We start from the raw sequence: 15,656 nt of genomic DNA on the forward strand, positions 1-15,656 counted from the left end.
TTTTAGTCTTCTACCAGTTGCAAGTTGTTGATAATAAAGTCTTGGCGTTCGGGTGTATTGTTGCCCATATAAAAGGTGAGTAATTGATTTATGGTATCGTTTTTACTTAATTTAACGGGTTCTAGACGCATGTCTTTGCCTATAAATTTTTTGAATTCGTCGGGTGATATTTCGCCCAAACCTTTGAATCGAGTTATTTCTACGTTTCGTCCCAGTTCTTTAATGGCTTTTTCTTTTTCTACTTCATTATAGCAATAAATAGTTTTTTGTTTGTTGCGAACTCTAAATAAGGGAGTTTGTAAAATGTATAAGTGTCCGTTTTTAATTAAATCGGGATAATATTGTAAAAAGAAAGTGATAAGTAATAAACGAATGTGTAAACCGTCGGCATCGGCATCAGAAGCAATAATAACCTGGTTGTATCGCAAGTTGTCAATGCCTTCTTCAATATTAAGCGCAGCTATTAAGAGGTTAAGCTCTTCGTTTTCGTATATAATGCGTTTGGGTTTACCAAAAATATTTTCGGGCTTTCCTCTAAGACTAAAAACAGCTTGTACATTTGCATCGCGTACTTTAGTAATAGAGCCGCTGGCAGAGTCGCCCTCGGTAATAAAAAGCGTTGAATTGAGTTTAAGTTCGTGGTTTGAATTAAAATGTACTCTACAATCGCGTAATTTTTTATTGTGTAAGCTTGCTTTTTTAGCCGTTTCGCGTGCTTTTTTTTGTACAACCGAAATGGCTTTTCGTTCTTTTTCAGATTCTAATATTTTTTGAAGTAAAATTTCTGCGGTTTGTGGATTTTTGTGTAAATAATTATCGAGTTGTTCTTTGATAAAATCGCCAATAAAATTTCGAATACTGGGACCATTGGGTCCTACATCTTTTGAGCCAAGTTTGGTTTTTGTTTGCGATTCAAAAACGGGTTCTTCGATTCGAATGCTCAAAGCTGCAATAAGCGAAGTTTTTATGTCGGCAACATCAAAATCTTTTTTATAAAATTCACGAATGGTTTTAGCAAAAGCTTCTTTAAATGCTAATAAGTGAGTTCCTCCTTGTGTTGTATGTTGTCCATTGACAAAAGTAAAATATTCGTCGATATAACTATCGCCATGTGTAAATGCTATTTCGATGTCTTCGCCAATAAGATGAATGATGGGGTATAGTGCTTCGGTATTAAGATTTTCGTTTAGTAAATCGGCTAAACCATTGACCGATATATAATCTTGTTGATTGAATTGAATTTTTAAGCCTCGATTTAGAAAAACATAGTTTTTTACCATGGTTTCAATGTAATCGAGATTGAAATGAAAATCGCCAAAGAGTTCTGAGTCGGGCACAAAAATAACTTCGGTACCATTGGGTTTATTGCTATTCGATTGATGATCGCTAATAAGTTCGCCACGTGAAAATACCAGTTCACGCATTTGTTTATCGCGGTATGAACGAATGATGAACGATTGAGATAGAGCATTCACCGCTTTTATACCCACACCATTTAAACCAACTGATTTTTTAAAAACTTTTGAATCGTATTTAGCACCGGTATTCATTTTAGATGCTACATCGAGTAGTTTTCCGAGGGGAATACCTCGTCCATAATCTCTAACGTGAATTTGTTGGTTATTGCATTCGAGTTCAATCATTTTGCCATATCCCATTGCAAATTCATCGATTGAGTTATCGACTACTTCTTTAATAAGCACATATATACCATCGTCTCTAAAGCTGCCGTCGCCAAGTTTACCGATATACATTCCCGGACGTTTGCGTATGTGTTCACGCCAATCGAGCGTTTTGATTGAATCTTCTGAGTAGTTTTCGACCATCTGCCAAATAATTTTCACAAAGATAATGTTTTTTAAAGCTGGAAAAGATTTAAAAAATCAACAATTTATACACCGATTTATTGACATTTTAAGATAATATTAAATTTTTGTTTCAACTATTTTAATGAGATATATCTTATTTTTAATTATTTTTTTACTATAAATTTGTTCGTTAAAAGAACTTTAAAATAAGTCAATTTGAAAATAACTTTTCTTGGTACTGGTACATCTCAGGGGGTACCTGTTATTGCGTGCGATTGTGATGTTTGTAAATCAAATGATTTGCACGATAAACGCTTACGCTCGTCCGTAATGATAGAAGTTGCTGGTAAAGTTATTGTTATTGATACAGGACCCGATTTTCGACAACAAATGTTGCGCGAAAATGTTAAGAAATTAGATGCGATATTATTTACACACGAACACAAAGATCATATTGCCGGTTTAGACGATATTCGTTCGTTTAATTGGCTTTATAAAAAACCAATGGATATTTATGCCGAAAAGAGAGTGCTCCATGCTTTGCAAATTGAATACTCATACGTTTTTGCTGAAGACAAATATCCTGGTATCCCTCAGATGACCTTACACGAAATTAACGAAAATCCATTCTTTATTGACCATATAAATATTATTCCTATACGAGCATTACACTATAAATTGCCTGTTTTAGGTTTTCGCATTCATAATTTTGCCTACATTACCGATGCAAATTTTATAGAAGAAAAAGAATTACAAAAGGTTAGGGGAGTAAAATGCTTTGTAATTAATGCGTTACGTAAAAAAGAACATATTTCACACTTTAATTTGCAGCAAGCAATAGAAATAGCTAATAAAGTTGGTGCTGAGCAAACATATTTAACTCATATTAGTCATTTAATGGGATTTCATCACAAAATTAATGCTGAACTACCTAAACATATTAGAATGGCATACGACGGACTTGTTTTAACTTTGTAAACTATTGCGTTCGCACCAAAAGTCCAGGGTAAATTTCAATAATTATATCATTAGCATTAAGCTCATTATCAAAATAAGGTAAAGGAATATTGTTTAAATAAAAATAAGGTCCCCATTCGTCATTAATTATTAACATTTGATAATATGGATAAATTGACCATTCGTATGGATTTAAAATATTTTGTTGAATTATTGTATCTAATATAGTATCAATTTGGGTTTTAACTTGGTTGTTTTCTGTATATGCAATGTGTCTTATGACTTTATTTTCGAAATAATTAAAATCTACATAATTAATTTTAGAAAAAGTTATAGCATCTAAACGTTGTAATTTATGGTTTTGATATTTAAAATATAAATAATGTTCCAACGAGCTTAAAGTAGTATCAATATTTTGAAGTGTGCTATCCCAGCTGCATAAACGCCACATAAGTTTATAACAATAACCATCATTATCGTAATCGGCAATATACTCTTTTATGTTTATTTGAGGACTAAAAGCTGGGTGTAATTTAATCCATTCAATGTTAATAGGTACAAAAAATCTAATATTTTTAATTTGATTTTTTTTTATATATTCATGATTAATAATAACTTTAGAATTTTGTGCGTAGCATTTAAAAAAAAGATTAGTTAAAGTAAATAATAAAATAATATTTATTAATATTCTGTATATCAATATTATTTATTTTTATGAAGTGTGTCTGGTGAGATAATACGCATTGAGTCTTTTTCTTCTAAATTTTTAACAACAGGATCACGTTCTTCAATAATTTTAACTTTAGAAGGAGGAGTCGTTCTACAAAAATTAAATAATATAAAAAGAACTATAAAAATGCTAAAGATGATAATTTTATTCTTCATCTTTTTCTCCTTGCTTTTCGTCGTTTTCAGCGGCTTTTGCTTTACTTTGTTTACTTTCTGGCGAATCATTTGTACTTACTCTTCGTAAAACACCTTCGAGTTGGAACCCTGGTGTTTTATATCCGGCTTCTTCTTTTTTATCGGTAAAGAAAACACGTCCTTGTATATTGTATTGAATACCCATATCATCATCATGTAAAAGACTGTCTTCTGTGCTTTTAGTTAAATAAACAGAGAAGTTAGAGAATCCCCACTTTTTAAATTTCCATTTACAATTCCACTCTTCGTATTCTTCTTTTTTATCGGTTTTATATACAACAATATCGGCATCTTCGGGTTTATCTACAACCAGCAATACCAAATTGGCATCACCTGGATGTGTCATTTCTATAACCGTTTGATTTTTAGCTATATACGACACTAACAGGCTAAGAAATATAAATAAAAAAATTTTCATATATAAAACTCAATTATTTTCTGAACAAATTTAATACTTAAAAAAATAAATTTCAATAGGTATATACGAATATTTTTTAACTTAGTTTTGTTTATTTTATTGTACATCTATTTTGGCAACTGTTACATGTTGAATTTTTCTTAGAATGAAAAAATTGCCATGTTTTTTTTATTGCGTACATATACGAAACGATAATAATAAAAATACCAATAAAATCGAAAATTATAGTAGCCATGTTAAAATATTTTTAGTTAAAAAAGCTATAAACCAAGCTAACGAAGTTGTAAATATAATTTCAAATATAGCCCATTTCCAATTGTCAGATTCTTTTTTTATGGCAGCAATAACTGCTACACAAGGAAAGTAAATTAAGACAAACATTAAAAAGGCGAATATTGTTGGAATTGAAAATAAAATATTGCCGTCGCTGTCTTTAGCTTTTAAAATAGCTTGGTTAAGTGATGTTTGATTGTTACTTAAATCATTTTCATTAAACAAAACAGCCATGGTGCTAACAACCACTTCTTTACCTGAAATTCCGGTGAGTAAGCTAACAGTAATACGCCAATCGAACCCGAGAGGTGCCATTATGGGTTCAATTGTTTTACCAATTTGACCTAAATATGAGTATTGAATATTATATTGTTTATAGGCAATATATAACTTATTTAAATCTTGTTTTTGTTCAGATGAAAGAATTTTATTGTGAATTTGTTGCTCAATTTTATGAATTTGTGGCTTATTTTTGGGACTAAAAGGATAATAACTTAACGTCCATATAATTATAGAAGCAACTAAAATAATGCCCGACATTTTTTTTAAGTATTGTTTGGCTTTTTGCCACATATGACGTAATAAATTGCGGGAAGTAGGAATACGATAGGGTGGCAATTCCATCACAAATGGGACTTCATTTTTCTTAAAAAAAGTTTTTTTAAACAATAATGAAATAATACCAGCCAATAATATTCCAACAATATAAATGAGAAAGATAACCGTTCCTGCATGATGATTAAAAAATGTGCTAGTAATTAAAATATAAATAGGCAAACGTGCACTACATGACATAAAGGGGTTGATAAGCATTGTAACGATTCTATCATTTCTGCTTTCGATTGTTCGGGTAGCCATTATAGCGGGCACATTGCAGCCAAATCCCATAAATAATGGGATAAACGATTTGCCATGTAAACCAATGATGTGCATTACTTTGTCCATAATAAAAGCTGCACGAGCCATATAGCCTGTATCTTCCATTATGGCAATAAAAAAGAAAAGAAGTAGGATATTAGGTAAAAATACAAGAACTCCCCCAACACCATTAAAAATTCCATCAATAAGTAAATCTTTAAAAATACTATCTGGTAAGTTATTGTTTGCAAGTGTACTTAAAAGTTCGACTGCTTTTTCAATCCACATCACTGGATATTGCCCAATAAAAAAGGTTCCTTCAAAAGTTAGCCATAATAAAGAGAAAAATATAGGAAGTCCCAAATAGCGGTTAATGAGTACTTTATCTATTTTTTTTGAAATTTGTTTTAGCGGTTGCTTATTTTTTTTGTAGGTTTCTTTAAGTGCACCTTCAATAAACCCATATTTTGCATCGGTAATAATAGTCTCTACTGATTCTCCGAAATCTTTTTCTAAATGTTTTATTTGACGTTCGACAATTTGTTTTATCTCTTTGTAATTAGGGCATTTGTTTATAATATTTTCTATGTCTTTATCTTTTTCGAGTAATTTTAATGCAACATAACGCGAAGAATAACGATCAAGAAAACTACGATTTTTTTTAAGTTCGTTTTGTATGAGTTCTATTGCATTTTCTATGTTTTCGCCATAATAAATATGGATATGCCGGTATAATGAGTTTTTATCTTCGTATATTTCAATTACTTGATCAAAAAGTGCAAATATGCCTCGTCCTTTTGAGCTAACTGTTGGTACCATTGGAATACCTAGCATTGCCCCTAGCTTGCTATAATTAAAATGGTCGCCTTTTTTTTCAAGTTCGTCAAACATATTTAAAGCGACCACAACGCGCATATCCATATCAATAAGTTGTGTGGTGAGGAATAAATTACGTTCTAAATTTGAACTATCGATTACGTTAATTATAACGTCGGGTAATTCGTTCATTAAATGATTGCGTACATATAATTCCTCAGGCGTATAAGCAGCAAGTGAATATGTGCCAGGTAAATCAGTAATTTCAAAAATATAATTTTTATATCGATAGGTTCCTTTTTTTAAATCAACTGTAACGCCACTATAATTGCCTACATGTTCTCTTAGTCCAGTACAATAGTTAAATAAAGTTGTTTTGCCAGAATTTGGATTGCCTACCAATGCAACATGAATGGTGTGCGATTTTTCTCGCAATGTTGGTATTTCTTCTAATATTTGTTCAAAAGTAGTAGCATTGGGGTTTCTAATATTTAGTTCTTGATTAAAGTATTCTACTTCAATTAATGATGCTTCGCTTTTTCGTAATGTTACTTCTGAATCCATTACTTTAAAAGCAATAGGATCGTTGAGCGGAGCTTGTTGTAAATATTCTACAATTTTACCCTTAACGAACCCCATTTCGAGAATACGTTTACGAAAACTACCACGTCCTTTAACTCTAATAATAATCGCCTTTTCGCCAGGTTTTAATTCCGATAGTAGCATCAAACAGTAGATTTATGCAAAAATATGGCATTCTTTTACTTTAAACTATACCCAAAACTAGGTATTTTTAGCTTCATGCTTTTTTAATGAATTTAAAAATCTTATGTACATTTGCAGCAAATAATAAAACATGTCAAGTTTATTAAAAATTGATTCTATATCGAAAGCATATACGAATAAAGTAGCTTTATCGAATGTTTCATTTAATGTAGAAGAAGGTAGCATTTTTGGATTGCTGGGTCCAAATGGTGCAGGAAAAACTACGTTAATACGTATTATAAACCAAATTACAATTCCCGATGAAGGACACGTTTATTTAAAAGATCATTTAATACAGAGTAGAGATATTATACAATTTGGTTATTTGCCAGAAGAACGTGGTTTATACAAAAAAATGAAAGTAGGAGAACAGGCTTTATATCTTGCTCAATTAAAAGGTATGCCTCGCAAAGATGCATTAAAAGAATTAAAAAAATGGTTCGATAAATTTGATATAGCTGCTTGGTGGGATAAAAAAGTTGAAGAATTATCGAAAGGAATGCAGCAAAAAGTACAATTTATTATTTCTGTGTTGCATAAGCCATCGGTTTTAATTTTTGATGAGCCATTTTCAGGTTTTGACCCTATAAATACCAATCTTATTAAGCAAGAACTACTTCATATGAAAAATGAAGGTGTAACCATTTTGTTATCTACCCACAATATGGCTTCGGTTGAAGAATTATGCGACGAAATTGTGCTCATTAATTCTTCAAAAAATGTATTAAATGGTAAAGTAAGTGAAATAAAGCAACTCTATAAAGAGCACCTATACGAAGTAGAATTTAATGGTTTTGTCAATATTATTGAAATGGCTCATCGCTATCAATACGAAATAATAAGCCATATAGAAACCAACCAAGTTCATAAAATTGTACTACGTTTGCTCGACAAAGAAGTTCATACTAATACACTTATTAAGGCTTTACTCGACGTTGGAACCATGGTTTCATTTAAAGAACTTTTACCTACCATGGACGAAATATTTATTAAAGTTGTAAATCAAACTAAAGATTCAGTTAAATATGAAGAAAATTAAATTAATTATATATCGCGAGTATATAACTCGTATCAGAAAAAAATCGTTTATAGTAATGAGTTTACTCGGACCGATATTAATGGCTGCATTGTTTGTAGTACCGGTGTGGGTAACATCGTTAGAAGATGAAGAAGATAAGCTTATCGCTGTTGTTGATAGTTCGCATTTATTTCGTCAACTTTTACCCGAAACTGAAAAAATTCATTTTCTTTATTTAGAAAATTATAGTCTCGAAAAAGCTGAAAAAGAGATGACCAAAAATCATTACTATGCTGTTTTATATATTCCATCTAGTATATTATCGAGTCCTATTGTTACACTTTCGTCACCCAAGCAACCTAGTTTATCATTAAGAATGCACATTATATCGTCATTAAAAAGCCAAATAGAAAGTTTTAAACTGATTAAAAAAAATATTGACCCTGAGGTTATTCAGTCAGTGAAAACCGATGTAAAAGTAGGAGTAGTAAAACTGAATGACGATGGTACACGTGAAGAAAAATCGTCTGATATGCAAATGATACTTGGTTTTATTGGTGGTTTACTTATATATATGTTTATTTTTATGTATGGTGCTCAAGTTATGCGTGGAGTTATTGAAGAAAAAACAAATAGAATAGTCGAAGTTATTATATCATCGGTTAAGCCATTTCAACTTATGATGGGTAAAATTATTGGAATTGCAATGGTAGGGCTAACGCAATTTATTATTTGGGGGATACTTACATTTACCTTAATAAGTATAGCTTCTTCGTTAATAGTAAAAGATAAAGATATATTCAAACAACAAGTACAAAGCGTTAGCATTATGAATAAAGCCAATAACAACAACTCGAATATTCATGCAGACTTTTCAGAAGATGAGGTTTCGGCTATTTTCAAATCATTAAATCAGATCGATTTTGGAGTAATGATAGGTTCATTTTTATTCTTTTTTATTTTCGGTTATTTAATGTATTCGGCTTTATTTGCGGCTATTGGAGGAGCTGTAGATAATGAGGCAGACACCCAACAATTTATGTTACCTATAACTATTCCGCTTATACTTTCTATAGTCATGATGTCAAATATAACAACTAATCTCGAAGGACCTATTGCATTTTGGTTTTCAATTATACCTCTTACAAGTCCCGTGGTTATGATGATGCGAATTCCTTTTGGTGTACCATGGTCAGAAGCTATTTTATCAGGAACTTTATTGATTGTAACATTTATTTTTACTACATGGTTGGCTGGAAAAATATATAAAACCGGTATTCTACTTTATGGTAAAAAAGTTACTTATAAAGATTTATATAAATGGATTAAAATGAATAATTAAGAATTTGAATAAAATAAAGATATGAATTGCGCGGTTATTGATTTAGGTACGAATACTTTTAATTTACTTATTGCGAATGCGGTCAATGGAAGAATGAATGAAATAATTCGCGAAAAACGAACAGTAAAAATAGGCAAGGGAGGGTTAAACAATAATATTATTGCATCAGATGCATACAAAAGAGCCATTGAAGCAATTAAAGAATATGCTAATTTGATTCAACAATACCATGTACACCGCACTAAAATAATAGCCACATCAGCATTTAGAACAACTGAAAACGGACCGCAATTAGCTTCCGAAATAGAGAACATTATTCATTCTACTGTTGAAATTATTGATGGAAATAAAGAAGCAGAATATATCTATTATGGTATTCGTGAAGCGGTTCCATTAACCGATAAAAAAGTCTTAATGTTAGATATTGGAGGTGGAAGTAACGAATTGATTATTGCTAATAAAGAAAAAATATTTTGGAAAGAAAGTTATAAATTAGGAATTTCACGATTAATTGAACATTTTCATCCTAATGACCCAATGACGCCTCAAGAAATTGAACAAATTGCATTGTTTATTCGAAACGAATTAGCCACTTTAAAAACAGCATTAGAAAGTTATCCCACCAACACTTTAGTTGGATCATCGGGCTCGTTTGATACTATCAGCAATATATTACATTTTAAGCAAGTAGGAAAACCTTTAGATTTATCGCAGACCTGGAATGCTTTAAACATTATGCAATTTGGACGTTTGCTCGATTTGTTAATTATATCGTCATCTGAACAACGTAAGGACATTCAAGGTATGGACATGAGCCGTCTTGAGATGATTCCTATTGCAGCTTTGTTTATTCGCATTGTACTTGAGTTTTTTAAATGCCAGTATGTATTTCATTCTGCTTATGCCATTAAAGAAGGAGTTTGGTTTCAAACTTTTTTAAAGTAAATGTGGAATGATCAATAAATGTAACTATTTATTTACTAATACTAAAGCGTTTTACAATAGATATATCTTTGTTGCTTATTTTCATTAAATATATACCAGATGGTAAATTAGAAACATTTAACAGAACTTCACCATTAAAATTATTAAAGGGCATATAGCTATACACTTTTTCTCCAAGTAAATTAAATATTTCAATATGCATAATTTCAAAAAAATTATTTTTAATTATGATATTATCATAGGCTGGGATAGGGAAGAGTATTGTATTATGTTCCATATACTGATAACTATTAGAAGTATTGCCCAATAAAATATAATCAATCCAAAACATAAGACTATCGCGGGTAGATGCAGGATAAATACACTCAAAGGGCACAGCCATATAGACCATTTTGTGCATGATGTAAGTTCCAAGCGATTTATTGGGAAATGCCGAATAGTAGCCCCAATTATATGCAGGACTTATTGCCGATACGACATCAGGATAACGAACATTGTAAGTGCCATGTGTACCATTATCGAAAGTAAAAGGCATATTCACGAGCGATGGTATGGATACTATGCCATTGTAATATGTCGAAGCTTGATTATTGGGGGCATCTTCAACATAATTGGCAAATAAATATTGGTAATAAAAATCCTTGTCGGAACTTGAACCTAGATGATCCAGATCCCAGCCAATTTCAGAACCACTAACAAAATAAGGAACTTGGATTTGGGCAAATAACTGTTGTTCAGTGTTTGAAAAAGTTTCGTTTACGCTGCTTTCTTCGCCCAGAATAAAATCTACTGCATCATAATCGTTGATATTGACTAATTGCATTTGCCAAGCTTCATTTGTTATTGAATGAAACGTACGTCCTATACGATGTAATGCTGTTCCATGTTGAATAACATAATCATATGTATTGGCACCTGTATTTCTGTCAAATCCATTTACAATAATGTATTCAGGCGAAGAATTCCCGATATTAGCAGATAAAACTTCTGAATAAGGTGATACTCCACCATTGTTACTAATAGCAGCTATTTTAAAGTAATATAAGCTATCAGATGTTGGTACTGAAAAAAGGATATTGTTACCTTGACGATGTTGCGGTATTGAGAAACATTTACCATCATTGCTTAATGCAACATTATAGCCCCAAACCGTACTATCGTATTTAACCTTAAGCACAATTTGATTAATTCCATTACTAAAAACACCCCATGCTGTTGGAGTTGCAATATTAGGAGGTGTAACGGGGTAACGAGGCGTTGCAATGCTTCCTTCATCGCTTAAAAGGCTGTTCAAGGTAGAGGAAGTTAATATTTCTTGTACAGTTTTCATGCATCCGTTTACAAGCAATTCATTCTGAATAAGTCGAATACCATGACTATAGTCGGCATAGGTTTCTTCGTGTCCATAATATAAAGGCTGAATGGGTGTTCCGTTCTGATAATGCCAGCCATAAATAACAACCCTACCCGGTGCAGGATTACCATATATATGATTGGAGATGATAACATCTTTTTTATCGCCTGCTACCAGTTCGCCCAAAGGATGTTGCGGAAAAAAAGTTTGTCGCTGTGCCCATACCATAGAATCGTGTTTTGCAAAGACCGGAACAGTTGTCATTTGTGAACTTGGGGGTATGGTTTGAGGAGACATTTTTACGGTTGCATTCTTCCAGATTATGTCTGACATTTTGCGTGTGGGTAAGCTAAAACCCATATAATCGGCGATTTTTTGAGCCAGCAGTGGTGTCATAGGACAAAGAAAATAGTCGCTATCGCAGCCCAATGCCATATAATCGGGAGTAACAAAATATGTTACATAATAAGTTGTGCCCGAAACCATTACGGTATCGTAAACTGGTACTAATGTTCGCAAAAAATCAGGAATATTTCCATTTTTTATTTCGTTAAAAATAGTGTCTTCTCGAGCGGTTAAAGATAGTGGTGTAAGCTTTGCCACTATTTGCGATCCATTCAGCGCTTGAGGATTTCTAGCCGGTAGTGGCAATGTTTGTGAAAATGAATATATTGATGAAAAAACAACTATAAAGGTAAACCATTTTCTCATACTAAATTTTTTAGTAAAGTTCACGTCCGTATAAAAATAATTTTTAAAAATTAAAAAAGTAGGAGTTGGTAACACTTCAAAAATGAAGTAATTTTATGTTGTCAATTAAAAACCCAACTTCTATGGTAAAGGTAAATATATTTTCTCAAACATTAAAGCTCTTTCGAAAAATTTATTGTAAAAATTGATTTATGGCAATGGTTAAATCAGTCATTTGTTAAAACTAAAAAAATTACGACCCACAACTATCATTATTTTCTGGATAACGGCTTCGGAATTACCTTCGGTGAGAACGCTACGCTTAGTTGGTGCAGCAGAGTCCGATGTTTTGCTTGCAAAACAGTAAAGGGCGAAGCTGCATCCTAATCGGGCTCTGTTACACCAATTCTCGTGATAGAAGCTGTACGCTTCATGCGGGAATAGGCATCGAACAAAGAACGTTATCCAGAGCTCGATTATTTCCGAAGCCGTCCCGAGTATTCGGGAGAGAGCAATAGGTTTTGAGAATTTAGAAATTTCTCACCAATCTCTTGCCCATGCTCAAAAAGGTTAGAACCTTCAACCCGCTTTAAAACTTCTCCATATCACAGAAATTTTAAATCGAAAAACCGTAAAGCGAAGCGTATTGCTCTCTATCGGTTGGCGTGTATGTGCAGTAGCGGATTAGATGCACTTTCCTGTCCGCTTAGCACAAAGTTTCTTAGAAACACAGATATTCGATATACCACTGCACCCGCTATTGGCACATACACGCTGTTAGCGGGTCGTTATTTTACTATCTGTCAAATATTTATGTTTTGTTCAGAAAGGTCGTTAATGTTTTTTATTACTGTAATTGATGGCGTGTCAATATACATATCACGATAAATATTTAATCCTTCTTCAGGATAAAGTTTGTCGAAAGCATATTGAATAAGTCGGCTTTCAATAATGTTCTTTTGTTGAATTGTGGTGGGTGCTCCAAATACAACACTTAGAATTGCTCCTGTTTCTGTCCCGTTTTGGTCAAACAGTCTTTTGATAAAAACTCTCATTTTGTTTTAGTTTTAAGGTTATTAAAATGGCAAATCATTCCAGTTTGCCTGTTCTGGTTCTACTGTTTTCTTTATACTTTTTTCTATAGTTTCAATGAATTTGATTGTATTTGAAACATTATTAAATATCAAAATACTCTCGTGATAATTCAATACAGGATTATCGTGAGCAAAACTTTTATTGTTTCTGATGTCGTTAAATGCTTCAATAACATTGATTGAATATTTAAGAATTTTCTCTGCCATTGCAGATTCAATTTGCTTGTTATCAGTTAAAAATTTGATATACTTTCCGAAAACTGCATTTAATGAGTCGGTTTTTTCATAAGAGATTTTGTGTTTATCGCAAAGTTCCCGCAGATACCGAAAAGTAAAAGTATGAAGCCTGTCTAAAGCTGCTTCGGGTTCGTTTTTCTCAATGCTTTCTCTTATTGATTTTGCAAGCAATTTAAAGTCTCTGTCGTCAACATTTGGTTGAATTGCGTCAATATGTTCAACAATGCTTTCTTGTTTAAGTCTTTCGGCAATTTTAACGCATTCTTTGTATAGGTTTTCTTCGTCTCTTGGGTCAAGCTCTCCTGTATGAACTTTTGAAAGCCAATAGTCACAAAACGCAGAGAGTAACTTTCCAACTGTATAGTTTGATTCAACTTTAATAAACTGTCTTAAGCGGTTAGCTTTTGAGTTTGATGCGTAATGATATTTTTCATCATCAATGTCAAGTCCGACCACTTCGCCAACAAATTCTTTAAAAGTCCGGTCAGAAAAGTCCATTACATAACCACTTTTCATCCCTAAAAACCTTTCAATAGTTGCTCGTTCTATGTAGGTTAAATCTGCCATTTTTTATTTCGTCAATATTGAAGAGTCGTTTTACAATGCCCGCTAACGGCCGACGCTATGAAAAGTTGCCGATTGCGGGCGATTTCCTATCAAGTTACACAAAAGTTGAAGCGGGCTACAATGCTTGAATACCCACTAAAACCCTTATGGCATATACACTTTGTTAGCGGTTCGTTGTTAACTTTTACGTTCAAAAATAACCTTTCCACTGAATTCAATGTTTTCTCCTAATAAAAGATTTTCTTTAAAGAAATGTAATTCAAAATAAATATGCTTACCTTTCCTATGCTTCATATCTTTTTCATCAAACCCAATTAGATGAATATAGTTGTCAAATAATTTTATTTCCAATTCTTCAATAATTTCCATTTTATCTCTTTCATATTTAATATTTGCAACTAAGTGTTCCGGAGTTCTTAATGAAAAAGTTAAAATACCCTTTGTAATTTCTTTTCTCTCGTTTTCCCATTCTCCAATCCAAGTACCAACAGATTTAAACAGTTTGTCAAAATATATTCTATTAGGTATATTACAATAAATTCTGTAAGCATCTTCTGGATTTATTGCTACTTCAAAAGCAAAGTTCATTCCTTGACAAATATCAGGGAAATCAGTATAACCTGATTTAATGTTTTTTCCAGTTAATTCAGTAATACCTGATTTAAGTCCATAAATATCTGATAAAATATGAGCTAACATATTAAGACATTCATAAGAATCTTTTTGGGGAGTGTTTTTACTTTTTTTTGAATGAACATATAAATTTCCAATATCATAAAGATTATGTAATATTTGTCTTGTATCAATTGAAAAATTGTCAGTTTTAGTAAAACCAACAAAATTAATTGCCTCAATTATTCTCTTTAAATTACTTTTGCCTTTGCCATTCTCTATTTTATAGTAATACTTATTATTTTGTTTGTCTAGTAAGTAAGAAGACTTTAATAGATTTCTAATATTTAGATCATCTATTTTTTTAATAATTTGGGCATCAAAATCATTCTTTTCTATTTCTTTGGGAATTACAAGAAAATCAACAAATGTACGGAACATTGGAATATCTAAAGAATCAAGATCACCAAAAGGATGTGAAGTTTTTGATAGTAAATCATAACATATCATTTCGGAGATTGAACGAGAGAGAATAATGGCTGCTTCATAAAACCCATCACGATAGAGCATTTTTGCTTGAAAGTAATATCTAATACACTTTGTATCTTTAAAATATTGAACATGTGTCACGCTTACCCATCTATTTATTTTTTCACTAATATTTTGTGTATATTCTTCTTTTATTGATTTAGCTATTTTTTCATAAGTACAATCAAATGCCATTTTCATCTTCTTGTTATTATGAAAATCCTTTATTTTCAACAATTCTTCAAATTCACTTATGTACTCTTTATTATCCATAATTTAATCTTTTAATAGCGTATAGTCTCTATTTTACAAATGACCGCTATCGGAAGCGCTGCAGGCCTTCGTTTTTGCCGACTTTCATCATTATTGTCAAAGCACTATGTTTAAAGCAAAAATGAGGCTTGCAGCGGGTTAGAAACCGTGCATGATTTTATTTTTAATAAATTTTGA

13 protein-coding genes are annotated in these 15,656 nt (G+C 31.9%); 4 read left to right on the forward strand and 9 right to left on the reverse strand.

Annotated features, from left to right (window positions below; genetic code table 11):
• Positions 1-2: 2 nt before the first annotated feature.
• A complete protein-coding gene (locus HPY79_05145) occupies positions 3-1,826 on the reverse strand; it encodes a type IIA DNA topoisomerase subunit B (protein NSW45180.1) in 1,824 nt (607 codons plus the stop codon).
• A gap of 198 nt (positions 1,827-2,024) precedes the next feature.
• Here HPY79_05145 and HPY79_05150 point away from each other — a divergent pair, with 198 nt between their 5' ends.
• Entirely contained in the window at positions 2,025-2,786 is a 762-nt protein-coding gene (locus HPY79_05150) for an MBL fold metallo-hydrolase (GenBank protein NSW45181.1), read from the forward strand.
• A 1-nt stretch (position 2,787) separates the two neighbouring features.
• On the opposite strand, the gene HPY79_05155 is transcribed toward HPY79_05150, so the two are convergent.
• The 4 genes from HPY79_05155 to feoB all read right to left on the reverse strand — a co-directional run bounded on the left by HPY79_05155 (position 2,788) and on the right by feoB (position 6,780).
• On the reverse strand, positions 2,788-3,465 hold the full coding sequence (locus HPY79_05155) for a hypothetical protein (protein ID NSW45182.1): 678 nt from the start codon (positions 3,463-3,465) through the stop codon (positions 2,788-2,790).
• A 2-nt stretch (positions 3,466-3,467) separates the two neighbouring features.
• Positions 3,468-3,650, reverse strand: a complete 183-nt coding sequence (locus HPY79_05160; GenBank protein NSW45183.1) for a hypothetical protein — start codon at positions 3,648-3,650, stop codon at positions 3,468-3,470.
• Positions 3,640-4,107: a hypothetical protein gene (locus HPY79_05165; protein ID NSW45184.1), complete on the reverse strand. Its 468-nt coding sequence runs from the start codon at positions 4,105-4,107 to the stop codon at positions 3,640-3,642. The genes HPY79_05160 and HPY79_05165 overlap by 11 nt, the downstream gene beginning before the upstream one ends.
• Positions 4,108-4,329: 222 nt before the next feature.
• The gene (feoB, locus tag HPY79_05170) at positions 4,330-6,780 is read right to left on the reverse strand and encodes a ferrous iron transport protein B (protein ID NSW45185.1); all 2,451 of its coding nucleotides are present in this window, start codon (positions 6,778-6,780) and stop codon (positions 4,330-4,332) included.
• 130 nt (positions 6,781-6,910) lie between these two features.
• On the opposite strand from feoB, the gene HPY79_05175 reads away from it, so the two are divergent.
• The 3 genes from HPY79_05175 to HPY79_05185 are packed head-to-tail and all read left to right on the forward strand — an operon-like array spanning position 6,911 to position 10,124.
• Positions 6,911-7,858 (forward strand): ABC transporter ATP-binding protein, encoded by a 948-nt coding sequence (locus tag HPY79_05175; protein NSW45186.1) that lies wholly within the window; start codon positions 6,911-6,913, stop codon positions 7,856-7,858.
• Complete coding sequence (locus tag HPY79_05180) at positions 7,845-9,179, forward strand: ABC transporter permease (protein ID NSW45187.1); 1,335 nt, start codon at positions 7,845-7,847, stop codon at positions 9,177-9,179. The genes HPY79_05175 and HPY79_05180 overlap by 14 nt, the downstream gene beginning before the upstream one ends.
• A gap of 21 nt (positions 9,180-9,200) precedes the next feature.
• The gene (locus HPY79_05185) at positions 9,201-10,124 is read left to right on the forward strand and encodes an exopolyphosphatase (GenBank protein ID NSW45188.1); all 924 of its coding nucleotides are present in this window, start codon (positions 9,201-9,203) and stop codon (positions 10,122-10,124) included.
• A 28-nt stretch (positions 10,125-10,152) separates the two neighbouring features.
• Here HPY79_05185 and HPY79_05190 read toward each other — a convergent pair whose 3' ends face one another.
• From HPY79_05190 to HPY79_05205, 4 genes are all read right to left on the reverse strand, one after another.
• On the reverse strand, positions 10,153-12,189 hold the full coding sequence (locus HPY79_05190) for a T9SS type A sorting domain-containing protein (protein ID NSW45189.1): 2,037 nt from the start codon (positions 12,187-12,189) through the stop codon (positions 10,153-10,155).
• Between the two features lie 782 nt (positions 12,190-12,971).
• Entirely contained in the window at positions 12,972-13,223 is a 252-nt protein-coding gene (locus HPY79_05195; GenBank protein ID NSW45190.1) for a hypothetical protein, read from the reverse strand.
• Positions 13,224-13,244: 21 nt separating this feature from the next.
• The gene (locus tag HPY79_05200) at positions 13,245-14,066 is read right to left on the reverse strand and encodes an abortive infection family protein (protein ID NSW45191.1); all 822 of its coding nucleotides are present in this window, start codon (positions 14,064-14,066) and stop codon (positions 13,245-13,247) included.
• 177 nt (positions 14,067-14,243) lie between these two features.
• Complete coding sequence (locus tag HPY79_05205) at positions 14,244-15,479, reverse strand: hypothetical protein (GenBank protein NSW45192.1); 1,236 nt, start codon at positions 15,477-15,479, stop codon at positions 14,244-14,246.
• Positions 15,480-15,656: the final 177 nt, after the last annotated feature.

This window comes from Bacteroidales bacterium (assembly GCA_013314715.1).
In the GTDB taxonomy this organism is placed as follows: Bacteria; Bacteroidota; Bacteroidia; order Bacteroidales; family GWA2-32-17; genus Ch61.